Here is a 24146-nt window from a genome sequence, read left to right as displayed (position 1 = left end):
TTCGCAATTTTGAAGTTTGTAATGTGGAGAATATTTTGAATCAAATATCTTATCCGTCCAAATTCATACGCCGTGGTTTGTTCGCGGTGGTTTCTCTGGTGGCGATGGCTCAGGTGCAGGCACAGGATTTCCGCGTTGCTTTCTTCGATGGCCAGCGTGTTTTGAATGAATCTTTGCCAGCCAAAGTGGCAACTTCAAAGATTGAGCAAGAGTTTTCTCGCCGCAAAAAAGAATTAGATGAAATTAATGAGCGCTGGCGTGGTTTGGTGCGTCGCTTTGAAAAAGATGCACCAGGCTTATCGGATTCCGATCGCATTAAGCGCCAGCGTGAGTTGACTGATCTTGATCAGGAATTTAATCGTAAGCAGCGTATCTTCAATGAAGACCTAGGTCAGCGTAAACAAGAAGAATTAAATGCTTTAGCCGAGCGCGCGCTTAAAGTTGTTAAGCAGATTGCTGAAGCAGAAAAGATTGATCTGGTGGTACAAGATGCTGCCTACATTAATCCTCGTATCGATATCACAGATAAAGTACTGAAAGCACTTTCCAAATAAAAATGACAGATATAAGCATTCGACTAGGGGAGTTAGTCGATCGCATCGGTGGTCAGTTAATTGGTAATCCTGATATTCAGGTCGTCGGCATTGCCCCATTAAGTGATGCGAGCGATCGTCATATCACCTTCCTCTCTAATTCTAAGTTCAGATCGCAAGCGGAAAAAACGCAGGCGATCGCTTTGATATTGTCCGAACAAGATCATCAGCAAATCGGTGATGTTTATCAAGGTGTACGCATCATCGCGGCAAACCCGTATGTGTATTTCGCTAAAGCTGCGCAATATTTTTTTGATTTGAATTCTAATAGTGCAGTGCATGGTATTCATCCTTCAGCATGGGTGAGTCCACAAGCAGAGATTGCTGCGACTGCTAGTATCGCTGCCCATGTGTCCATCGAAGCTGGTACTGTTATTGGTGAGCACGTTACCATCTCTGCTGGTGTATCAATAGGCCGTGGCGTGGCGATTGGTGATCATAGCCAAATCAATGCGAATGTCAGTATATATAATGACTGCATTATCGGTCAGCGCTGCATTATTCATTCTGGCGCTGTCATCGGCGCCGATGGTTTCGGCTTTGCTAACGAAAAAGGTAAATGGATTAAGATTCCGCAAACTGGTCGAGTGGTGATTGGTGATGATGTCGAAATTGGGGCCAATACCAGTATAGATCGCGGTGCATTGGCCGATACGATCATCGAGAATGGCGTTAAGCTCGATAATCAAATTCAAATTGGTCACAACTGCCACATAGGTGAAAACACCGCGATGGCCGGCTGTGTCGGCGTTGCAGGCAGTGCTAATATCGGTAGGAACTGCACCTTTGGCGGGGCCGCAATGGTACTGGGGCATTTGACGATAGCCGACAATGTCCATATTTCATCCGGCAGCATGGTCTCGCGCTCTATTTTGGAACCTGGTCAGTACACTGGTTTTTATCCTTTGGCGAAGAACTCCGATTGGGAGAAAACGGCTGTGATTGTGCGTAATCTCGATAGCATGCGCGACAAACTTAAACAATTGGAGAAGACTGTTAAAGCACAGACCTCTGCATTGGGATCAACAAATTTAAATAACTTAAATTCAGAAGAATAGTATGGAAAACATTGATAAAACCTTGGATATTAATCAGATTAAGCAATATCTTCCACATCGTTATCCTATGTTGTTGGTTGATCGAGTCTTGACATGGGAAAGTGGCAAGACGATTACTGCAATCAAGAACGTCACCGCCAACGAAGAGTTCTTCAATGGACATTTTCCAAACAAGCCGGTTATGCCTGGCGTATTGATGGTCGAAGCGATGGCACAAACTGCAGCGATACTATCATTTCTGACCATGGGAAAAAAACCGGATGAAAATACGATTGTGTATTTCGTCGGTATCGATAGTGTTCGTTTCAAGCGTCCAGTAGGCCCTGGCGACCAGTTGAAAATGGATGTGGAAATTTTGCGCGTGGCACGCGGTATTTGGAAATATAAAGCGGTAGCGACAGTCGACGGTCAATTGGCGGTAGAAGCTGAATTGATGTGTACTTTGCGTAGCGCTGAAGATGCGAAAGTCGCAGCGGCAACTGCAGAAACACCTGGCGAAACTCCCGCAGGAGCATAAACATGGTTATTCATTCCACCGCAATTATCGATCCTAAAGCGCAGCTCGATTCCAGTGTGGAAGTCGGCGCCTATTCGATTATCGGTCCCAATGTTCGTATTGATGCGGGTACTAAGATAGGCCCGCATGTGGTGATTGAAGGTCATACTACTATCGGCAAAGATAATCAGTTCTTTCAGTTTTCCTCCATTGGTGCCGCGCCACAAGATAAGAAATATGCGGGCGAAGCGACTTTGTTGACAATTGGTGATCGCAATGTGGTGCGTGAGTTTTGTACTTTTAATCTAGGCACGGTGCAAGATGGTGGTGTGACCAGTATTGGTGACGATAACTGGATCATGGCTTATGTACATATAGCGCATGACTGTCACGTCGGCAATCGCACCATATTTGCAAACAATGCAGCATTGGCGGGACATGTGCAGATAGGAGACTGGGTTATTCTCGGTGGTTTTTCTAACGTCCATCAATTTTGCAAAATTGGTGCACATGCGATGGTTGGTATGAGTACCAGCCTCACGCAAGACGTGCCGCCGTTTGTGATTTTGAACGGCAATCCAGCTGCAGCGCATGGTATCAATATCGAAGGTTTGAAGCGGAGAGGTTTTAGCCGTGAGCAAATTTCCGCGATTCGTCAGGCGTATAAGACTTTATACAAATCCGGTTTGACCTTGGATGAAGCAAAAGCGGCGTTAGATGAGGAAATCGCTGCACAAACGCCTGAGATTGCCGAACATATCTTATCTTTGCGCAGCTTTCTTGAAGTCTCAACGCGCGGCATCGTGCGTTAATCATCGTGACTCGTCCCATCATCTCTATGGTCGCCGGAGAAACCTCTGGCGACATGTTGGCAGCCCGTCTTTTGTCGGGCTTGCGGCCGCAATTGCCAGACTCCTTGATGCACGGCATCGGTGGCAAGCACATGGCTGAATATGGCTTTCAGACCGACTTTCCTATGGAAAAGTTGTCCGTTCGGGGGTTGTTTGAAGTATTAATGCATTACCGTGAAATTTCTGGTATTCGCAAACAATTGATTTCGCAATTACTAGATGAAAAGCCAGATGTCTTTATAGGTGTCGATGCACCTGACTTTAATCTGGATATGGAAATTCAATTGAAGCAGGCAGGGATACCAACCATGCATTACATTAGCCCATCGATCTGGGCTTGGCGTGGTGGTCGTATAAAAAAGATCGCTGAAGCAGTCACGCATATGCTGGTTATTTTTCCTTTCGAAGAGGAAATTTACCGTAAGGCGGGTATTCCCGCCACGTATGTCGGGCATCCGCTGGCGCAGGTCATTCCCATGGAACCTGATGTCGAAGCGGCGCGTGAAGAGCTTGGTTTGGAATTGGATGCGCGTATCGTGACCATTTTGCCTGGTAGCCGCCTATCTGAGATCAAATACAATACCGCAGCTTTTGTCGCGACCGCGAAGTTACTCCTTCAACGTGATCCCCACTTACAATTTTTAGTACCTATGGTGGGGCCTAAGCAGCGTGCGCACTACATTGAATTAGTGGTCGCCGCGAAGTTGGAAGATGTGCCTATCCTGTTGATGGATGGTAAATCGCATACAGCCATCGCTGCGGCTGACGCGGTTTTAGTGACGTCCGGTACCGCATCTTTGGAAGTCGCTTTATTTAAAAAGCCTATGGTCATTGCTTATAAAATGATGACCGCTTCTTGGCATGTGTTGAAGCATATGGGCTATCAGCCTTGGATCGGTTTGCCAAATATTATGGCAGAGGAGTTTTTGGTGCCCGAGTTTTTGCAGTCTGCCGCAACACCTCAAAATATGGCAGATGCGCTTTGGCAGCAGCTTAATGACATAGCATTGCAAAAGCGATTGAAGCAACGATTTACCGATATGCACCATGAGTTGTTGCGCGATACTGCTGTGATTTCAGCGCAAGCTGTGCTAGACGTGATTGCCACCAATCGGGTTATACGTTAATTTTTTTATCTACTAGTTTTCAAATCAGGCCAGGTTATTTCAGCATGTACATCGATTCACATTGTCATATTAATTTTCCAGAACTCGCAGAACGCATGCCTGAATTGCTGCAGCGAATGCAAGACAATGGTGTCACCCATGCCTTATGTGTTTCTGTCGATTTACCGGATTTTCCTCAAGTGCTGGCACTAGCTGAACAGCATGCGCACATTTACGCATCTGTTGGCGTGCATCCTGATTATGAAGAGACGGAAGAGCCAAGTGCTGAGCAATTATTCCAACTTTCTCAGCATCCCAAAATTATCGCGATTGGTGAGACAGGCTTAGATTACTTTAGACTCAAAGGCGATTTGGAATGGCAGCGCGAACGTTTTCGTCAGCATATCCGTGCTTCACGTCTGAGCCGAAAGCCCTTGATTATTCACACCCGTGCTGCTGCGGAAGATACCATACGGATATTGCGTGAAGAGGGCGCTGGTGTTGATCAAGGAGGCGTGGCGGGTGTTATGCATTGTTTTACCGAGTCGCTAGAAGTGGCGCAAGCTGCGGTGGAAATGGGATTTTATATTTCCTTCTCCGGCATTTTGACGTTTAAGAGCGCTAAAGACTTGCAAGCAGTAGCGAAAGCGCTTCCGATAGAAAGAATCTTGATAGAAACCGATTCGCCCTATCTCGCACCAGCACCGCATCGTGGCAAAATGAATGAGCCTGCCTTCGTAAAACATGTAGGTGAGTTTTTGGCGGATTTAAAAGAACTCCCACTGAAGCGGGTACAAGAACAAACTTCAAAAAACTTCTTCGATTTATTTCGTTTCGCCCAATAGTAGGTCTGCATAATCAGGGGAACAAGGTGCGCCAGCGTTTAAAATCCACCATAGTATTGTTGATCCTGAGTTGCTCCATGCTGTTCACTGCGGCTTATGCTACTCCACAAACAAGCGAAAAAGCATTAGCCGAAAAAATCATCTATGCCACGCGTTTTGACGATATTCAGACAATCAAGCAATTTGCGCAGCAGGACGGCAATGTCAACCTCACAGAACCTGACCGTGGTGAATCATTACTGATGATTTGCGTCCGAGAAAACTCAGCTAAGGTTTTTGATTTCTTGCTTCAACATCCCCAAATTGATTTGGATCAACGTGCAAAAAATGGCGATACTGCCTTGATGCTTGCTGTCTATCTCGAACAAAAAGACTTGGTGCAACGCTTGATTAATGCAGGAGCGCAAGTCAATCAAATAGGCTGGACAGCACTGCATTACGCGGCTGTCGTCGGCAACCATCAAATCATGGCGCGACTTCTAGAGCAGCACGCCTATATCGATGCAGAAACACCCAATAAAACGACACCACTTATGCTGGCAGCACGGCGAGGTGAGATGGTGCTCGTTAAATTATTGATCCATGAGGGTGCTGATATTTCCCTGAAAAATATGTTGGGATGGACTGCTTACGACTTTGCAATCGAAGCCGAACGACGTGATATTGCTGCACTATTACAAGAACTCATGCAGGCTAAAAATAGGGAACGCAAGTAAATTGAGTAGATGGTGATGAAAACTAGGTATCTGGAACCAATCAATTAATACTTGTGCGTGGTGATTTAAATCTGAATCTCCATCAAATCGCTACCAACAATAATTTCCCCATCAAAATAGGGCCGTACGGCATCTAGCCAAAGCTTATCGTCCAAATAGGGATAACCACCCGGGACGAAATGCGATAAAACCAATTTTTTAACTTTGGCACGTGTTGCTACTCGCCCGACCTGTTCTGCGGTGCTATGGCTGGCCAGTAAGTGTTCTTTCAAACGCGTTGCATTGGGTTCGGTTGCTAGCAATTGATCTAAGGACGCAGTGTGCATAATTTCATGTACTAAAACGTCTGCGCCGTGAGCTAAGCGCACCAGATTGTCTGAGTAAGTTGTGTCGCCAGAGATCACAATAGATTTATCTTGATGATCAAAACGGTATGCAAACGCTGGTGTTACTGGTGGGTGAACTACGCGTGCGGCGCTCACCTTCATGCGTTCGTTTTGCATGACAACACCATCGTGTCGCAACTCATGTGAGTGAATCAATTGTTTAAGGGGTCGACGCCCTTCATCATGTATACGAGTTTGAATATCGTAATCGTTTAAGGCCAAAAATTGCTGGGTCATTCGCTTTATAGGTGGTGGGCCGTAAGTATCGATACGATGGTTTAAGTCTGCAGCCCATGCTAATAGCATTAAATTACCATAATCCGCATTATGATCAGAGTGATGGTGAGTTAAAAATACATGGCGTATGGCTGATAGTTTAATACCCGCTTTGACCACTTGTTGGGCTACGCCATTGCCGCAATCAATGAGATAGGCTTCGTCATTGGTCATGATCATTTGCGCGGGTGCAGCGCGATTTTTCTTAGGTGTGGGACCACCAGCGGTGCCAAGTAAAATTAAACGCATCCCACTTGTGCTTTCTGCTTGTGCCAGACCCGTTGTTAAACTAATTGATGTGCTTAGGCTAGCTAATGCAGTTTGTTGCAAGAAGTGGCGGCGACTTAGTTTCATGTTGATGATAGATAGGTGATCATTTGTACATTACATTGTCGGGCAGTTTAACTTGGTAGTGTTTAAAGTCAAATCAATCGGGTGTTTTTGCACCGTCAATTTTCGGTTTTATCTCTATTTTTTGTCTTTCATCGGATAATACGAGTGGGTTCAATGTAAGTCTTTTATTCTTCATTTATTGCAGGTGTCATTGAAAGCACCGGATCAATCAGATTAATCGTATCTATTGGGCTAATAGAACTTTTCAGGAGAATAAAATGTGGAGTAGCTTAGTGTTGGTTGCACGGACAAGCGTGGCGTGGGGCGGGCTTGGTTTATTGATTGTGTTATTCATCTTCGAAGGCCTCTTTAGAAGTAGCCCACCTAATATCGTTCCCTTCTTTTTGATGGTAGGGACTCTTTTTGCCGCCATGACTGCTTTTTCACATATCCATCGGGTACGCTTGATTAATCAACCAGTAAATTCGACCACACTGGCAAATCGTCATCGTCGCCAAATTGAATTACCTTTGGATGCGAACGCCGCATTTGCTTTGATTGAGGCATCGATTCGCGAATTGCCTGGGGCGGAGCGAGTCGATAGTGCTGCAGATAGCCTGCAAGTGCGCGCTAAGATCAATCGTATTGCACCATTTCAAGATGAATTTTGGCGTAAATGGCCGGTCACACAATGGCTAACCGGTGGTGATAACCAAATCTACGCGACGGTATCACCTGGTGTTGATGCTTGTAGCGTCATGATGATTTGTGAACCAACTCGTGCTGGCTGGACTGATTGGTTTCTTTTAGATAGTGGGGTTAATTTAGAAAACGCTTTGGCACTTGGACGTGCGATCTCGCGCCGTGTTGCTGAAGTACGTAAAAATGAAAAAGCTGCTACACAACAAACGGTGACAGAGAAGGAATTGACGGTCGCGAAGTTAAATCTCTTACACGCTCAAGTTGAACCCCATTTTTTGTATAACACTTTGGCGAGCGCACAAATTTTGACGCGCTCTGATCCCGCCAGTGCCGATCAAATGTTAGGTAATTTAATTACCTATCTGCGCCACTCTTTACCAAAAACCGAGGATACGCCATCTACCATCGGCGTCGAGTTAGATAGGACACGTGCTTACCTCGATATTATGAAAATTCGTATGGGATCGCGTCTGCAAGTACAAATCGAAGTGCCCGATTATTTAAAACCAGTATTGTTCCCGAGCATGATGTTGCAAACCCTGGTGGAAAATGCGATCAAACACGGATTAGAGCCACAAACGGGAGGCGGGACCATTTGGATTTTGGCGCGGGCACATGAAAACAATGTAGCCTTAACTGTGGCAGATGATGGTCGTGGGTTTAGTGTGGAAGGGGCAGGTACAGGTATCGGTCTACGCAATGTGCGCGAGCGTTTACGACTTGCTTATGGAAATACCGCTAGTTTTGGTATCGTAGCAAACTTCCCGAACGGTGTTGCCGCCACAATTAATGTGCCCACCACCTTTATCCAGGGAGAACATCATGCCTAAATGTGTCGTCGCCGAAGATGAAAGCTTGTTGCGAGAAGCGCTCTTAGAGCAGCTTGGCAAAGTTTGGCCGGGATTGGAGATCGTAGCCGCTTGTGATGATGGCGCTAGTGCGCTGGAAGCGATTATTGAAAGCCAGCCGGATGTCGCGTTCTTGGATATTCGCATGCCAGGCTTAACTGGTATCGACATTGCTGAGGCAATGAAAGACCATAGTCCACATACGCAAATCGTCTTTGTTACCGCGTATGATCAGTATGCGATAGACGCGTTTGAAAAAGGTGCTGTCGATTACTTGTTAAAACCCGTCACTTACGATCGTCTTTCTGCCACCGTGCAACGTTTGCAAAATCGTGCGACGAAAGAATTGAATGCGGTTGCTGACTTGTTGCAACAGCTCAATCTCGGAAACGGCCGAAGCATCGCCGCATTTCAAGGCGCTCCAAAAAATGAACCGTTGGTTTGGCTCACCGCAAGCTCTGGAAGCGAAACCAAATTGATCATGATTGATGACGTTGCCTACTTCAAAGCCGATAATAAATATACGGTCGTGATGACCGCTGAAGGTGAATCTCTGCTACGCAAACCCATTCGTGAATTACTGGAATTGCTAGATGCGAATATTTTTAAACAAATTCATCGTTCCACCATTGTCAATCTCAGAGCAATTGCCTCGATTGCACGTGACGATACAGGTAAGGGCATCGTCAAGCTAAAAACACGCCCCGAGACTTTAACAGTCAGCCAGCCTTTCATGGTCTTATTCCGTAATATGTGAGGTCATCATGCATTCATCAGTCAACCCTGCCATTGCATCTGACAGCTGGCAGTGGCGGCGCGCCGCCTTGAGTTTTCTTGCTTTATCTGCTGCGGCTCCCTTTGAGGTATTGGAAGAGCGTGATCAGCAAGGACGTTATCGCTTTATTCGCGGTCGCCACAAGTATTACGGAATTGGTTCTCTAGTCATTTTCTTCGCTATTTTTTCTGGCTACGGCATGGGGCATATGCTGGCGACCATGAGCACAATTTCCAGTTGGGGTGCTGTCATAGCTGGTTGCATCTGGGCAGTGTTTCAATGGTGTTTGGAACGGCAAATGTTGATTAGTATTCGTGCTGATGCGGCATGGTGGAATAAGTTATTCGGATTAAGCTGGCGTGCATTACTCGCGCTGTTATCGGCATCGACTATGGTGTATCCCTTCTTTGTTGAGAGCAATCGCGCAGAGATTGATGTCAAAGTAGGCGAAATGGCTCGCACGCGCTTGATCGATAATGTGCAGTCGGCACAATTGGCGGTTGGCTTGCCCGCTTTACGTAACGACGCAATGCGTTTGGATGGTTCCATTAAGCAAGTTGATTTGCTGCTTGCTACGGATCCACTTGATTTGGCAGCTTATCGTCAAAAAGCCAAGTTGTGCTGGCAAGCTTTTGCTAGAACAGATTTAGTCTTGCAACGCCAATTGCGTCCCTTACTGGCGCAGAAAACCATCAACACATCAGATGCCTTATTAGACGCGAAGATCGACGCATTGAATCAAAAACTGAATGCGGCCAAAGCACCATGTCAAAATGCCGATAGCTTAGTGATGAGTAGAATACTGGAGTGGAAACAACAAAAAAACGCGGAGAAGAAAGTTCTGCTCTCTGAGCAAAAACAAGTACAAACACATATCAGTGAAGCGAAGCAGAAAGGAACCGCTCTAAGCGAAATGCAAGAGAAGAAAATAACCCTAGCAGCGCAATCTGGATTCGCTGCTGACTTTACTGCGGTGGCTGATTTAGTTCGTAATGATCCAAACCGGCGCTTTCAATTGATCTGGTGGCTGACCTGGTTTTTTGCGATTGAAATGGTGGCAATTTTGGTGAAATTTACGTCGACCACCGATGCCGATCTACAATTCAATAGCATGGAAATGGCAACCCAAGAGCAGATCAACGCGCAACTGCAAACTCGACAAGAGCAAATCGCGACTAGTCGTTTGCAGTCGAGTATGCAAGCGAAAGGTGAGCAAGCAGTGTGGCTGACAGATGATGGCCAATTAGCACAAGCACGTATGCGTATGGAGCGGGCGCTTGAAACGCAATTGCATCAGCAACTAAAGGAACTCGATGTTGATTTGCGTTTGAATGTTGAGGCATTGAAACTGCATTTATTGCATCTAGAAGCGATTCAGCGATTGAAGAAGGAATCTGCTATTTTGAACGCTGGAGGAGTTGATCCGCGCATAGAAAGTATGGTGCAAGAAACGATCGCGAAGATCGTGAATAGCCTATCCAGCTTGCAACGATTAAGAGTATAAATTCAAGCGTGTAAATTTGACTAAGCTTGATTGCGCAATTTGTGATTCTCGCGAAAGCGGGAACCTAGTGACTTTACTCCGAACCGAACTACAACACTGGGTTCCCGCTTGCGCGGGATCAAAAGGAAAATTTAATCTGAGAATTGAATTATGGTTTAATTCTTCATAAATCCATATAAAGCATCGAGCACTGCATCAGCCTGTTCACTCATCATCGAATGCCCACAATTTTCTATGATGTGTATTTGTTTATTGCTAATCGCATTTGATAGCAAAGTACTGGCTTTGACAGGCGTCATCATGTCTTGACGCGCTAGCAAAAACAGCGTTGGACACTGTACCTTTTTCGCCGCTTCTTCACCATTCAAGTAAGTATTGCAAGCGGTGAAGTCGTTAAAGAAAACTTGGTCAGGATTGATTGTGGAAATTCTTTGCATCAAGCGCATACTGCCGTTCATCACCGAGAAGCCAGGTCCGGGACAAGATGGTTTATGCGCCATGCTGCTGTGGGAGAAAATATTCACCATATCAATTGCCGATTGTTCATCATGCTGAGCTGAGAATAATAGGGTGTCAGAGACTTTCATAGGTGAAGCAGTGCCAAGCAGGGCCAGTTTTTGTATGCGATCTGGCGCCATGCTGGCAGCTTCTAATGCGATCAATGAACCCATGCTGTGACCAGCGACATACGCCTGTTGTACGCCGCTGAGCTCTATCAATTCCAATAACCAACTCGCTAGTTCTTCTACACTACTTAAAACTGAACCAGCGCTACGACCGTGGCCTGGCAGATCAATAGCTAAGACACTAAAGCCATGATGTGCTAAATAGCGTGATTGCATTGCCCAGACCGAATGATCGTTTTGCGCACCATGCACTAGAATGACGGTTGGCAGGTTAGGATTAAAGGCCTTACCACCGGTGTAGGCGTAGACTGCCTTATGCTGTATCGTCAGGTGCATCTTATTTGCCTTTCTGGACCATTTTCAAACTACGTGCAAGATCTTCGATTAAGTCATCGACACTCTCTAGACCTACTGAAAGTCGTATCGTACCTTCGCTAATGCCTGATGCTGCCAACTGTTCGACGGGCACGCGGAAGTGTGTCGTGGAAGCGGGATGAATGACCAAGGACTTGGCGTCGCCGACATTGGCTAGATGCGAAAACACTTTTAGGGATTCGACAAAACGTTGTCCCGCCGCGCGATCTCCTTTGATGTTAAATGAAAATACCGAACCACAACCTTTTGGTAATAAGGTTTTCGCGAGTTCATAATCGGGATGAGATTCCAGCTCTGGAAACGCGATAGCTTCCACAGCGGCATGCGAGGACAAAAATTCAACGACCTTGCGTGCATTTGCTACGTGTCTGTCCATACGCAATCCCAATGTCTCTATTCCCTGCAAAATAGCGAAGGCGTTGTGTGGACTCATGCAAGCACCGAAGTCGCGCAAACCCTCACGGCGTGCGCGTAGTGAGAACGCACCGACAGTCGACTCTTCGCTAAATACCATGCCGTGAAAACCTTCATATGGTTCACAGAGTTCTGCGAATCGTCCGGTTTTCTCGTAAGCCGCTTGCCAGTCAAAAGTACCGCCATCGATCAATACGCCGCCTATCGCGGTGCCGTGCCCGCATAAAAACTTGGTCGCAGAGTGATACACCAAATCGGCGCCATATTCAAACGGGCGCAATAAATAAGGCGTAGTAAAAGTGGAATCCAACATCAATGGCAAATGATTGTCATGGGCGATTTCTGCGATGGCCGGAATGTTGAATACGTCTAAACCGGGGTTGCCTAAAGTTTCTCCGAATAAAACTTTGGTGTTGGGACGAATCGCTCCGCGCCAGGCATCAAGGTCACGTGGATCGACAAATGTGGTTTCTATCCCAAAGCGTTTCATGGTGTAGGCAAGCAAATTATGCGAGCCACCATACAGCGCACGTGATGCAACGATATGCGAACCTGCTCCGGCTATCGTTGATAAACCGAGATGCAGTGCAGCTTGTCCACTGGCGACGGCGATGCCAGCAACGCCGCCTTCTAAGGCGGCCATGCGCTCTTCTAACACAGCATTGGTTGGATTAGTAATGCGGCTATAAACATGACCTGCGCGTTCCATATTGAATAAGGAAGCTGCATGATCCGAATCTTTAAATTCAAACGAGGAGGTGAAATAAATTGGGGTAGCTCGCGCGCCTGTTGCTGGATCTGCTACGGCACCGGCGTGTAATGACAAAGTGTCAAAGCCTGGGTATTTTGGACCGCTCATAAACTGGTATTCTCCCTAATTGGATGACCACATCCTACGCATTTACTATGTTTTTGAAAAGACCTGACGTAAGCTTCGTTTGTAGAACAAGCATCAAGATAATGTGCAAAATCAAAAATACTTGTTCTTAATCACTAGATTTTTCCGAATGCTTGCGATACATTAGATGAAAGAAAGCAAAGACTGCGATAGTTCATGTTACGTGTTTGTCAGCATGTTTATCAGAACCTCAGCCTTTATTGCGCGATAGCACATAAAGCACCTCTGATCGGAGATATAAAATGAAGGTTTCAGAAATTCTGCAGGTAAAAGGAAATATTCTTTTTACGATTACCCCTGATACGCCGATGACAGAAGCTGTGAGCTTCATGGAAGAGAAAGATATTGGTTCTTTGATTGTCATGGAATATGGTGATTTGGTCGGTATGTTGACTTTTCGCGAGGTGATTCGCGCCGTGCATAAGAATGGTGGTGCTTTGGGTGAAGGAACCGTGCGCAAATACATGGATGATCACCCGATGACTGTTACGCCCGATACGGAAGTCAATGAAGTACGTCGCATGATGCTGGAAAAGCATTCACGTTATTTACCAGTCATGAATGCCAAGACGTTGATGGGCGTGATTTCTTTCTATGACGTTGCGCGTGCCGTCTTGGAAGCCCAGAGCTTTGAAAACAAGATGTTGAAGGCGTACATCCGCGATTGGCCAGTTGAAGACGAAAAAGAACAGTAATTGTGCGAAACCCACGATGTGAATTGTGGGTTTTTTTTTGTCTGGCACTTTTTACTTGATGCAGTTGTGATGTCGGTTATTTGATTTTTGCGTTGGATGAAAGTTTGATTAAAATTCGATAAAAACAAGGAGAAGAGTATGCAGGTAGCCATCATCGGTGCAGGTTTAGCTGGTTTAACCGCCGCCCGTCAATGTCAGGCACAAGGACATCATGTCACTGTGTATGAAAAAAGTCGCGGTGTGAGCGGACGCATGAGTACACGACAAACCGAACTCGGTGGCTTTGATCACGGCGCGCAATATTTTACAGCGAGCTCAGATCGATTCAAGAAAGAAGTCGGAGATTGGCGTAAATTAGAATGGGTAGTCCCTTGGGAAAGTAAGTTGGTGAATCTCGATCATGGCACAATCAGTGCGGCGGGAAGTGATACTCAGCGTTATGTGCCCGTGCCAGGTATGAGCTCATTAGGCAAACAATTAGCGCATGGTTTGGATGTGCGCTTAGAACAGCAAGTAGTCGCCTTAGAAGCACATGGTGAACAGTGGATCTTGTCAGTAAAAACAGAAGAAGTACCGGTCGCTGCATCAGCGGGACCTTTCGATGCAGTAATTATGGCAATTCCGCCAGAACAAGCTTCGATATTGTTGAAAGACCACGCTAACTTCGCTAAGAAAGTCGCTGAAGTACGTTTGCAACCATGCTGGGTCTTGATGTTAGGCTTTCAGCATCCATTAAATCTGGATTATGACGGCGCATGGGTTACTAATTCACGCTTAGGTTGGATCGCACGTGATACGTCCAAACCTGATCATCGTGCTGGTGAACGATGGGTCTGTCATGCGACTGCAGCATGGAGTGTGGAACATTTAGAAGACGATCATGAACGTGCTAAAGAGAAATTATCTAAAGCGTTCCACGAAGCCACGGGCTCTCCAATTCAAGCAATTCATGCGGTGACGCATCGCTGGCTTTATTCTCAGGCTGATTCGCCTTTGTCAGAGTCGTTCTTGTGGGATGCTAAGGCGAAGATTGGTGTTTGTGGGGATTGGTTTGCTGCTGGATTGAGCGGTGGTGGACGAGTTGAGAATGCGTTTTTGAGCGGTTTGGGGTTGGCGCAGGAAGTTGGATGATTTTTGTTTGTGTTGAGTTTTAATCTTAAGAGGTGAGTTCGCGATGGCGTAACTTACCTCTTTTGTTTTGTGTCCCGTAATTGCTTCGTTTTAAATTTGCTTGAAAATTGTCTTTATGCTTGCTCGGTGTTTAAAGGTCGGGTGTTGCCCGACAGCCAATTAGCTTTTTTGCTTCGCAAAAAAAGTAATCCAAAAAAAGCGACCGTAGACTCGCCCTGCGGGTGCTTACGCTTCGCTTCAGCATAATTGGTGCATCACAAAAAATGGAAAAGTGTTGAAACTCGCTTCGCTCAGACAGCAACACTTTCTTATCCATTTTCTGTGAGGTACAAATTACATCGTCTCGAACGGTAGCAGATCAAAAGCAAAGTCAAAAGCAAAGTCAAAAGCAAAGTCAAAAGCAAAGTCAAAAGCAAAGTCAAAAGCAAAGTCAAAAGCAAAGTCAAAAGCAAAGTCAAAAGCAAAGTCAAAAGCAGCGACCTGCAACTGCTAATTGAAAAATGAATGGCCGTAGATACTGATTGTTTTGGTGTTGCCGTTGATTTTGACGCTGCTTTTGACTTTCATCCACTTCTGACACTGCCAATTGTGCAAGACAGAAAATGGATAAAGAAAGCCTTGTGTGTGAGCGAAGCGAGTTTCAAGGCTTTCCCATTTTTTGTCTTGCACAATTGGGAAGCCGAAGGCCAGTGGCAGCGTGGTCGCCTTTCTTTGCATCCTTTCTTTGGCGAAGCAAAGAAAGGATGTGGCTGTCGGGCCACCCCCGACCTGTAAACGATGGGATTGAATGATGCAAAAGTTAGAAGCGTGTTCGTAGAGCCAACGAACCAGTAAGGTTCAAGAAACAATCGAAATAAAAAAAGGAGGAAACACGTAATGTCTCCTCCTCGTATTTTTCTTGAATCAGAAAAACTTATTCCTCACGACGCAAATGCGGAAACAAAATCACATCCCGAATGTTCGGTGAATCCGTAATCAACATCATCAAACGATCAATCCCAATTCCGCAACCACCAGTCGGTGGCAAACCGTATTCCAACGCACGGATGTAATCTGCATCGTAATACATGGCTTCTTCATCGCCAGCATCTTTGGCGGCAACTTGCGCCATGAAACGTGCTGCTTGATCTTCTGCATCGTTCAATTCAGAAAAACCATTTGCAATTTCACGACCTGTCATGAACAACTCGAAGCGTTCTGTAATACCTGGAACGGTGTCAGAAGCACGTGCTAAAGGCGATACTTCAGCGGGGTAGTCGATAATGTAAGTCGGCTCCCACAACTGCGCTTCTGCCGTTTCTTCAAACAGGGCTAGTTGCAATGCACCTAGACCTGCTGTGGCAAAAGGTTTAACGCCAAATTTTTTCAATTCCGCTTTAATAAATTCTGCGTCGGCCAACTGTTCTGCTGTGTAATGAGGTGCATATTTGTTAATCGCACCGACAATGGTCAAGCGTTGGAATGGTTTGGACAAGTCCAGCTCTTTACCTTGGTAAGTCAAGACTGCAGTACCGTGTGCGTCAACTGCTGCTTTGCGAATGACTTCTTCGGTAAAGTCCATTAACCACTTGTAATCAACATAGGCCGCATAGAATTCCATCATCGTGAATTCCGGATTGTGGCGTGGTGAAACGCCTTCGTTACGGAAGTTACGATTGACTTCAAACACGCGATCAAAGCCGCCGACGACCAAGCGCTTCAAATACAATTCTGGCGCGATACGCAGATACATTTCCATATCCAGCGCGTTGTGATGCGTGATGAAAGGTTTTGCTGCAGCGCCGCCAGGAATCACATGCAACATCGGTGTTTCCACTTCCATGAAATCATGGCTGTTCATGAAACTACGAATGGAGTTCATCGCCGCTGTACGTGCTTTGAATGTGCGACGTGTTTCTTCGCTCATGATCAGGTCCACATAACGCTGGCGGTATTTGGTTTCTTGATTGGATAAACCGTGGAACTTATCAGGAAGAGGGCGCAGCGATTTGGTCAGTAAACGCAACTTCGTCACTTTGACAGTCAGTTCGTCGGTCTTAGTTTTGAATAATACGCCTTCAATTCCCAGAATGTCGCCTAAATCATAATGACGGAAAGCTTCCATTTCCGCTTCGCCAGTTTTATCAGTCGTCACATATAGCTGAATACGGCCGTCTGCTTTCAAACCCGACGCGTCTTGTAAAGTCGCGAACGCCGCTTTTTTTCCAGCTTCACGTTTGAGCATCATACGACCAGCAACTACGACTTCTACATTTTGTGCTTCTAAGTCTTCACGGCTGATATCGCCGTATTGCGCTTGCAGATCAGCAGCCTTATGTTGAGGACGAAAATCATTCGGAAAAGCAACGCCTTTCGCACGAATCGCGTCGAGCTTGGAGCGGCGCTCAGCGATGATCGAATTTTCGTCTTGTGGCAATTCTGCAGCTGTATTTTGTTGGTCAGACATGATTGTTCTCTAAAATTGAAATTGAATTTGTGTCGTTCGCTAGTGCAGTCTAAGACTACACACCTTGCTTGAGCGACGCTGCAATGAATCCGTCTAAGTCGCCATCCAATACCGCTTTGGTATTGCCCATCTCGTAATTGGTACGCAAATCTTTAATCCGAGATTGATCGAGTACATACGAACGAATTTGATGGCCCCAGCCGACGTCGGTCTTGGTATCTTCTAAATTTTGCTTCTCACTCATGCGCTTACGCAATTCCAACTCAAATAATTTCGCCTTCAACATTTCCCAAGCTTCTGCGCGGTTACGATGTTGACTACGATCGTTTTGACATTGCACCACGATACCGGAAGGAGCGTGTGTTAAACGTACCGCAGAATCGGTTTTGTTAATATGCTGACCACCGGCTCCCGAAGCGCGGTAAGTATCCACCCGCACATCAGCAGGGTTGATGTCGATTTCAAACGATTCGTCGACTTCCGGATAGACAAATAGACTGGAGAACGAAGTATGACGGCCATTCGCAGAATCAAACGGTGATTTGCGCACTAAACGATGTACGCCAGTTTCTGTGCGTAAGAAGCCATAAGCGTATTCGCCTTCGACTTTTAATGTTGCCGTCTTAATGCCTGCAACCTCACCATCGGATTGCTCGAGGATTTCGACTTTAAAGCCTTTGCGTTCGCAATAACGTAAATACTGACGCAGCAGCATGGAAGCCCAATCTTGTGCTTCAGTACCGCCAGCACCGGCTTGAATATCGATAAAGCAGTTATTCGCATCCATAGGATTATTAAACATCCGGCGAAATTCCATGCCTTCGACTAATTCTTTTAACTGTGCAGCATCGGCCTCGATGGCCTCTAGTGTGTCTTCGTCGTTTTCTTCACGCGCCATCGCGAAAATTTCGTTCGCGTCTTTCAGATCGGCGTCGATCTTAATGAGAGTGTGAACAATGGCTTCCAAGGATTTCTTTTCCTTGCCAAGTTCTTGTGCGCGTTTAGGTTCTTCCCAAACTTTAGGGTCTTCTAATTCACCGTTAACTTGTTCGAGTTTCTCTGACTTGATATCGAAGTCAAAGATACCTCCGAAGTTCGGCTTCACGACTGGTTAAGTCGACAAGCAGGTTAGCAATACTATTGAGGCGTTCGGCTTCCATTTGGGCTTCTTTAGGTGAGATAAATAAACCCTAAATTATACCCGAGTGAAGCCCTGCCTGACGTAAATCGCTTGCTAGTGCCACCTAAAATTCCAAATTAGTTGTCAATTTTGATGTCGTGTAAGCGAATTTCAGTATATTGCCAAACTAAATTAGCCTAGTTATTTGAAGAAATTATCGGCTGCCCGCTTTAGCCACCGATTTCTTCGGTTTGGCTGAATTGTAAGATAAACCAGTTTTGGCAGTATTTGGAGCGACTTTGGATGCCAGCCTATGCGCGGAGTTTTTACCAAAAGTATTTAACTTGGGTGCAGCGCCACGTTTAATCGGAACTGTTCCCGCACTTACCAAGCTTGCTACCACAGGTGCGCGTGATGGGATCAGATGACGTTCGCTGCTTCCAATCAAATCCCCACGCCCCATGCGGAGTAGACCTTCTTTGACGACCTCGTAATTTTCCGGTGCGTGATAGCGCAACAAGGCTTTGTGGAATTTTCGAATTTTCCCTGAGCGAGCGGTTTCTACTACTTCAGAATCCGCTGTAACTTTTTTTAGCGGATTTTTGCGGGTATGGTACATGGTGGTGGCCAGCGCCATAGGCGTAGGCATAAAGGTCTGTACTTGATCTAGCTTAAAGTCATTTTTCTTCAACCACAAAGCCAGATTTACCATGTCATCATCGGTTGTGCCAGGATGTGCTGCGATAAAGTAGGGGATCAAATACTGTTCTTTACCGGCTTCTTTGGAATACTTATGGAACATCGCTTTAAATTCGTCGTACGCACCGATACCAGGCTTCATCATCTTAGACAAAGTATTGGTTTCAGTATGTTCCGGCGCGATCTTTAACAGACCGCCCACGTGATGCGTGACCAGCTCTTTGACATATTCTGGTGAGCGTACTGCGAGGTCGTAACGTAAGCCTGAACTGATGAGGATTTTCTTCACGCCAGGAATCGCACGCGCTTTGCGATAGAGCGAAATTAGTTTGCTGTGGTCAGTATTTAGGTTGCTGCAAATACCCGGATAAACGCAGGATAAGCGACGGCAAGATTCTTCAATCTTCTTGTCTTTGCAAGCGAGCCGATACATGTTCGCGGTTGGCCCACCGAGATCAGAAATGGTGCCAGTGAATCCTTTGGTCTTATCGCGAATTTCTTCAATTTCACGCAAGATCGAAGGTTCAGAACGACTCTGAATAATTCTGCCTTCATGCTCGGTAATTGAACAGAAAGTACAACCACCAAAACAACCGCGCATAATATTCACGGAAAAACGGATCATCTCCCAAGCAGGGATGCGCGCTTTGCCGTAACTAGGATGCGGTGCGCGTGCATAAGCACGGTCATATACGCCATCCATTTCATCCATAGCCAATGGTAATGGTGGTGGATTAATCCATACATCACGCTCACCGTGTGCTTGTGAAAGTGCTTTGGCGTTCCCAGGATTAGCTTCCAGATGGAATACCCTAGATGCATGCGCATACATTACTGGATCATCTTTGATCGCATCAAAAGACGGCAAGCGGATTACGGACTTATTGTGTTTGTCGCGCAGCATCGCCTGGCGCTCCTCACGACTCATAATACGGATCGCTTGCTGCTTGATAGCATCTGGCGCAGGGACTTGCGCTGCAGTATTAGTAATGCCAGCGTTTGCATCAACCGCGCCAGTGGAACACTTGGCATCTTTCTCCGGCATCATTTCATACGGATTGGTATGTACTTCTATCTTGCCAGGTGTATCTATCTTGATAGATTGAATTTCAGTCCAGTCTGTATCTGGCAACCAATTCGATGGTGTCATAAATGCAGTACCGCGCAAATCACGGATCGCCTTGATTGGCTCTCCGGCAGCGAGTCTGTGCGTGAGGTCGACGATTGCGCGTTCGGCATTGCCGAATAACAAAAGATCGGCTTTGGAATCGGGCAACACTGAACGTTTTACCTTGTCCGACCAATAATCGTAATGTGCAATGCGACGCAAACTAGCTTCGATACTGCCAATCACGACATTCACTTCAGGGAACGCTTCACGTGCTCTTTGCGCATAAACGACGACAGCGCGATCAGGGCGCTTATTGGGATCACCATCCGGAGTGTACGCATCTTCAGAGCGAATTTTACGGTCTGCAGTGTAGCGATTCACCATGGAATCCATATTGCCAGCAGTAATACCAAAATACAGATTGGGCCGTCCTAATGCACGAAAATCTTGAGCAGAATGCCAATCAGGCTGACTGATAATCCCAACACGAAAACCTTGTTGTTCCAGCAAACGACCTATTAATGCCATGCCAAAGCTTGGGTGATCGATATAGGCATCGCCCGTGATGAGGATAACATCACAACTATCCCATCCAAGAGCCTCCATTTCGGCACGTGACATAGGGAGAAAAGGCGCGGCATTTTTTCCGCCAACATCGGGGCGGTAGCGCGGTGAAGCAAATAGATTTTTCGGTGCAGGATTCATGGTCGCGATTTTACCTGAATCCGGGGGGCTTCGCCTGCGTGTGCGTGTTTATTGCACTTGAGTTACTTTTGCTGTTGATCCACCACCTTTTCAGAAATGCAAGGAATCAATCTTCTGGTTCGGCTTGGTTTCTAATTTGGTGGTGGCAAAACGGTAAATCCTGTACCGCAAATTGTTTGTAAATTAATTGAGTGTTTCGCTATAAGTCGCGTTAACTTTGGTTGATTTACCATCGTTTACCGCTTGAAATTGAAGTTTGATGGAATTGTCCGCAGCTACAAATAAAAAGTTACTGCGAGGAATAATTTGGACCACACTTTGACCAGAGATTTCCGCATAGTAGCGGCTTTGTTTTTGCGTAATCGTTAATGTTTTGCCGTTGTCAAGTAAGTAGCTGCCGCCGAGTTCACGAAAGTCATCGGGACCAACATAACTTGCTTGAATTTTTTGTGTGCCTTTGACTGTGACCGTAGTATCGACATCGGGATTCATTGCAAAAGCGGAACCCGCGATGCTGAATGCGCCGAAAAGGAGGAGGTATTTGGAAAGTTTCATGATGTTCTCTCTTAAGTAGATTGGATACGAAGGCAATAAATTGCAGTAATAAAAAAAGCTGTTCTTTGATCGCTTAACATTTGAAAGTCTTGATACGCTGAGCGACATGGACACTGTAGGTTTCTTTTTGAAGAACAAGGTCCGAAATCCGACGAAGTGTCATATGGGGGGAATTAAATGCAAAAAAACGCCTATAAAGAGAGGACAGGGCGCGCTTAAACCGCCTATGCTGAAGTGAGTGATTTCTTGTTGATATCCAGATTTCATTCGGGGTTTTTAGGAAAAGCCGCATTATCAAGAATTGAAGCGTCGATTAATTACTGCAATCTTCTTAATGTTGGTAAAATGAAAATTGCTTGGTGAGGTAAAGTTCAAACAAAAAGCCTTACAGAATTTTGATAAATACAGGTGAGAAAGTGAAACAGATGAGAGTTTTACGTGAAAGACAGCAGAGCTGGCAAACAAGCATGAAAACGATAGGATGCATATTTTTTGTCGTAGGTTTAAGCGCCTGCGCCAATACTGGAGACAAGCATAAGATTGAGCAAGTGTCGGTAGATAAAGCCGCTGAACAAACTAAAGTACCAAATTCTGCTAACGACAAAGTCGGCACAAAAAGTAAAGCAGAGGCTGACGCGGGTTTTGATTCTCGCGTAGGTTCAGCGATCACTTCGCCGCTTAGCGATTTTAATTTGATGCGTACCGAGATTCCAGCTGTGCTGATAAGTGCCCGTAAAGCACCGTATGCGTTCCCCCCCGATGCTGGCTGCATTTGGTTTACGACGGAAATTCAAGGCTTGGACTTTGTACTAGGACCGGACTTAGACGCTGTCAAACTCGATGCCAATGGCAATGTGGTAGAGCGAGAACTGGGGAATGCCACAGTAAATGCATTGAAAAGTTTTACGGAAGGATTTGTGCCGTTTCGTGCTTGGGTGCGACGTCTGACTGGCGCTGATAGTCATGCACGCGAAGTTGCTGCAGCGGGGATGGCTGGTATCGTCCGTCGTTCCTACTTGAAGGGTGTGGCGCATGCCAGAGCCTGCCGTTTAGAGCCAGTGCCTGGCGGTATTTCGGATAAGACATTGAGTCCAGATACTGTCGAAAAGTAATCGTTTGCTGGCAAAGTCTCAGGAATCTAGAGGCTTTGCTGCATAGCGTCATAAGTATTCCCTGTCTTGATAGATATGCACCTATATAATGCATTCCCGCAATGTGGTGCTAATAACTTGCCCTGATACTTCATTTTTTTACTTCACTAGATTATGCAAAGATTTTCTCGAGTGCTTCAATTTCTATTACTTGCTGTTTCTGTTTCTGTTGTGAGTCTTTCTTGTTCTGTAGCGCAAGCGCAATCTACAAGTGGTGCTACAAAATCCGCTCCTCAAAATTCCACCAACAATCTAGAGAAGTCAGTCGTTAAGGTGTTTTCGACTTTGCGCGGTCCTGATCCTTTCAAGCCTTGGGGTAAAGCCTCGCCGCAAGAAGTGACAGGCTCGGGCGTGGTGATAGAAGGGCGTCGCATTTTGACCAATGCACATGTGGTGGAATACGCTAGCCAAGTTCAAGTGCAAACGGGGCAGGAAGGCGATAAAGTCTCCGCGACTGTCGTTGCCATTTCGCGCGGTATGGATTTGGCGGTATTGAAGCTCGATGACGATAAGTTCTTTGATACGCATGCGGCAGTTCAGCGCAGCAATAAATTGCCAGAAATTACCGACGCCGTATTTGCCTATGGTTATCCGACAGGCGGCAATTCTTTATCTATTACCAAAGGTATCGTTTCACGAATTGAATTCGTTGATTACGATGGTAGTGTCGGTGGTTTGCGTATACAAATCGATGCAGCGATTAATCCGGGTAATAGCGGTGGTCCGGTGATCGCCGCCGACAAAATGATAGGACTAGCATTTTCTGGATTGATGAATGCGCAAAATATTGGTTACATCATTCCCAATGAAGAAATAGAATTGTTCTTAAAGGATATCGCAGACAAAAAATACGATGGCAAGCCTATCTTGTTGGATGTCACGCAAACCTTTGAAAATCCCACCGTGCGCGACTATCTGAAGCTCGATAAATCAGTAGAGGGCTGCATTATTCATTTGCCCTACCAAGCGAACGCAGAAAATGGACTGAAAGAGTGGGATGTAATTACGCATATCGGAGATACACCGATTGATAATCAATGTATGGTGAAATTAAAGCCAAATGTGCGTGTAATGTTTAAGTACAAAGTGCAGCAAATTGCCCAACAAGGCAAAGTTCCTTTGACCATAGTTCGCGCTGGGAAAATGATGAAGATTCAGGCGCAAGTGTATGGAGGGCGTCCACATTTGATTTCTGATTTGCAAGGAGGCTACCCGTCTTATTTTATTTATGGACCTATAGTTTTTTCACGGGCCACAGTCGAATACTTAAGCTTTCTGAGTAATAATGCGCCTGCATTGAATGGCTATGCCTATAACGCTAGCCCCTTGGTCACCTTACGTGGTGCGGCACCGACCAAAGAACGCGAAGAGTTAGTCGTAGTCAGCTCTCCGTTTTTTCCACATAAGTTGGTTACTGGGTACAGCAACCGATTTGGCTCGGTAATTTATTCGATTAATGGAACGCCGGTAAGAAGCTTGAAGCATCTGGTTGGTTTATTGCGTGATTTGAAAGATGAACTAGTCGTCATTCATTATGACCAACGCTATGGCGAAACGATGGTGTTGCCGCGCAAAGCGATGATGTCCGAAACAGAAGGAATCTTGTCGGATAACGGGATTCGCTCACAAGGATCTGCCGATATGATGGCGATCTGGAATGCCAAATAGAGACTAACTGGTCGTGCAGTTTAAAAGTAAAAAGCACCGAATTTTTATCGGTGCTTTTTTTCG

22 protein-coding genes are annotated in these 24146 nt (G+C 45.9%); 15 read left to right on the top strand and 7 right to left on the bottom strand.

Annotation, left to right across the window (positions count from 1 at the left end):
• Positions 1-35: 35 nt before the first annotated feature.
• The 7 genes from ACO0KZ_RS10150 to ACO0KZ_RS10120 are packed head-to-tail and all read left to right on the top strand — an operon-like array spanning position 36 to position 5665.
• Positions 36-554: an OmpH family outer membrane protein gene (locus tag ACO0KZ_RS10150; RefSeq protein WP_422995048.1), complete on the top strand. Its 519-nt coding sequence runs from the start codon at positions 36-38 to the stop codon at positions 552-554.
• Between the two features lie 11 nt (positions 555-565).
• The gene (lpxD, locus tag ACO0KZ_RS10145) at positions 566-1651 is read left to right on the top strand and encodes a UDP-3-O-(3-hydroxymyristoyl)glucosamine N-acyltransferase (RefSeq protein ID WP_422995296.1); all 1086 of its coding nucleotides are present in this window, start codon (positions 566-568) and stop codon (positions 1649-1651) included.
• 1 nt (position 1652) lies between these two features.
• Positions 1653-2168, top strand: coding sequence for a 3-hydroxyacyl-ACP dehydratase FabZ (gene fabZ, locus ACO0KZ_RS10140; protein ID WP_422995047.1), 516 nt, complete (start codon positions 1653-1655; stop codon positions 2166-2168).
• Positions 2169-2170: 2 nt separating this feature from the next.
• On the top strand, positions 2171-2959 hold the full coding sequence (gene lpxA / locus ACO0KZ_RS10135; protein WP_422995046.1) for an acyl-ACP--UDP-N-acetylglucosamine O-acyltransferase: 789 nt from the start codon (positions 2171-2173) through the stop codon (positions 2957-2959).
• Between the two features lie 5 nt (positions 2960-2964).
• Positions 2965-4125: a lipid-A-disaccharide synthase gene (gene lpxB / locus ACO0KZ_RS10130; protein ID WP_422995045.1), complete on the top strand. Its 1161-nt coding sequence runs from the start codon at positions 2965-2967 to the stop codon at positions 4123-4125.
• 44 nt (positions 4126-4169) lie between these two features.
• Positions 4170-4949, top strand: coding sequence for a TatD family hydrolase (locus ACO0KZ_RS10125; RefSeq protein WP_422995044.1), 780 nt, complete (start codon positions 4170-4172; stop codon positions 4947-4949).
• 26 nt (positions 4950-4975) lie between these two features.
• Positions 4976-5665, top strand: a complete 690-nt coding sequence (locus tag ACO0KZ_RS10120) for an ankyrin repeat domain-containing protein (RefSeq protein ID WP_422995043.1) — start codon at positions 4976-4978, stop codon at positions 5663-5665.
• 65 nt (positions 5666-5730) lie between these two features.
• On the opposite strand, the gene ACO0KZ_RS10115 is transcribed toward ACO0KZ_RS10120, so the two are convergent.
• Positions 5731-6681, bottom strand: a complete 951-nt coding sequence (locus ACO0KZ_RS10115; protein ID WP_422995042.1) for an MBL fold metallo-hydrolase — start codon at positions 6679-6681, stop codon at positions 5731-5733.
• A gap of 257 nt (positions 6682-6938) precedes the next feature.
• Here ACO0KZ_RS10115 and ACO0KZ_RS10110 point away from each other — a divergent pair, with 257 nt between their 5' ends.
• From ACO0KZ_RS10110 to ACO0KZ_RS10100, 3 genes are read left to right on the top strand one after another with little or no spacing between them, the layout of a single operon-like run.
• Positions 6939-8192 carry a sensor histidine kinase gene (locus tag ACO0KZ_RS10110; protein ID WP_422995041.1) on the top strand — a complete coding sequence of 418 codons (1254 nt, stop codon included), beginning with the start codon at positions 6939-6941 and terminating at the stop codon, positions 8190-8192.
• Positions 8185-8967, top strand: a complete 783-nt coding sequence (locus ACO0KZ_RS10105; protein ID WP_422995040.1) for a LytR/AlgR family response regulator transcription factor — start codon at positions 8185-8187, stop codon at positions 8965-8967. The genes ACO0KZ_RS10110 and ACO0KZ_RS10105 overlap by 8 nt, the downstream gene beginning before the upstream one ends.
• Before the next feature lie 7 nt (positions 8968-8974).
• Positions 8975-10489: a DUF4407 domain-containing protein gene (locus ACO0KZ_RS10100; RefSeq protein ID WP_422995039.1), complete on the top strand. Its 1515-nt coding sequence runs from the start codon at positions 8975-8977 to the stop codon at positions 10487-10489.
• 155 nt (positions 10490-10644) lie between these two features.
• On the opposite strand, the gene ACO0KZ_RS10095 is transcribed toward ACO0KZ_RS10100, so the two are convergent.
• Positions 10645-11451 (bottom strand): alpha/beta fold hydrolase, encoded by an 807-nt coding sequence (locus ACO0KZ_RS10095; RefSeq protein ID WP_422995038.1) that lies wholly within the window; start codon positions 11449-11451, stop codon positions 10645-10647.
• Position 11452: 1 nt separating this feature from the next.
• Positions 11453-12763 carry an O-acetylhomoserine aminocarboxypropyltransferase gene (locus tag ACO0KZ_RS10090; protein WP_422995037.1) on the bottom strand — a complete coding sequence of 437 codons (1311 nt, stop codon included), beginning with the start codon at positions 12761-12763 and terminating at the stop codon, positions 11453-11455.
• Between the two features lie 281 nt (positions 12764-13044).
• Between ACO0KZ_RS10090 and ACO0KZ_RS10085 the strand changes: the two genes are divergently transcribed.
• From ACO0KZ_RS10085 to ACO0KZ_RS10075, 3 genes are all read left to right on the top strand, one after another.
• Complete coding sequence (locus ACO0KZ_RS10085) at positions 13045-13497, top strand: CBS domain-containing protein (RefSeq protein ID WP_314862372.1); 453 nt, start codon at positions 13045-13047, stop codon at positions 13495-13497.
• Positions 13498-13635: 138 nt separating this feature from the next.
• Positions 13636-14628 (top strand): NAD(P)/FAD-dependent oxidoreductase, encoded by a 993-nt coding sequence (locus ACO0KZ_RS10080; RefSeq protein ID WP_422995036.1) that lies wholly within the window; start codon positions 13636-13638, stop codon positions 14626-14628.
• A 504-nt stretch (positions 14629-15132) separates the two neighbouring features.
• Positions 15133-15402, top strand: a complete 270-nt coding sequence (locus ACO0KZ_RS10075) for a hypothetical protein (RefSeq protein WP_422995035.1) — start codon at positions 15133-15135, stop codon at positions 15400-15402.
• A 139-nt stretch (positions 15403-15541) separates the two neighbouring features.
• On the opposite strand, the gene lysS is transcribed toward ACO0KZ_RS10075, so the two are convergent.
• The 4 genes from lysS to ACO0KZ_RS10055 all read right to left on the bottom strand — a co-directional run bounded on the left by lysS (position 15542) and on the right by ACO0KZ_RS10055 (position 21264).
• On the bottom strand, positions 15542-17074 hold the full coding sequence (gene lysS / locus ACO0KZ_RS10070; protein WP_422995034.1) for a lysine--tRNA ligase: 1533 nt from the start codon (positions 17072-17074) through the stop codon (positions 15542-15544).
• Between the two features lie 55 nt (positions 17075-17129).
• Positions 17130-18234, bottom strand: a protein-coding gene (gene prfB / locus ACO0KZ_RS10065) for a peptide chain release factor 2 (RefSeq protein WP_422995033.1) whose coding sequence is annotated in 2 segments (ribosomal slippage) — positions 17130-18152 and positions 18154-18234 — 1104 coding nt in all. Because the reading frame shifts where the segments join, the coding sequence is not laid out codon by codon here.
• Between the two features lie 174 nt (positions 18235-18408).
• A complete protein-coding gene (locus ACO0KZ_RS10060; RefSeq protein WP_422995295.1) occupies positions 18409-20625 on the bottom strand; it encodes a YgiQ family radical SAM protein in 2217 nt (738 codons plus the stop codon).
• A 267-nt stretch (positions 20626-20892) separates the two neighbouring features.
• Positions 20893-21264: a hypothetical protein gene (locus ACO0KZ_RS10055; protein ID WP_422995032.1), complete on the bottom strand. Its 372-nt coding sequence runs from the start codon at positions 21262-21264 to the stop codon at positions 20893-20895.
• Between the two features lie 467 nt (positions 21265-21731).
• Here ACO0KZ_RS10055 and ACO0KZ_RS10050 point away from each other — a divergent pair, with 467 nt between their 5' ends.
• Both ACO0KZ_RS10050 and ACO0KZ_RS10045 read left to right on the top strand, forming a co-directional pair.
• A complete protein-coding gene (locus tag ACO0KZ_RS10050; RefSeq protein ID WP_422995031.1) occupies positions 21732-22376 on the top strand; it encodes a hypothetical protein in 645 nt (214 codons plus the stop codon).
• A 171-nt stretch (positions 22377-22547) separates the two neighbouring features.
• Positions 22548-24083: a trypsin-like peptidase domain-containing protein gene (locus ACO0KZ_RS10045; protein WP_422995030.1), complete on the top strand. Its 1536-nt coding sequence runs from the start codon at positions 22548-22550 to the stop codon at positions 24081-24083.
• Positions 24084-24146: the final 63 nt, after the last annotated feature.

Origin of the sequence: Undibacterium sp. Di24W (genome assembly GCF_049340325.1) — a bacterium.
Classification (GTDB): domain Bacteria; phylum Pseudomonadota; class Gammaproteobacteria; order Burkholderiales; family Burkholderiaceae_D; genus Undibacterium.
This window is presented reverse-complemented; position numbering and strand designations above follow the sequence as displayed.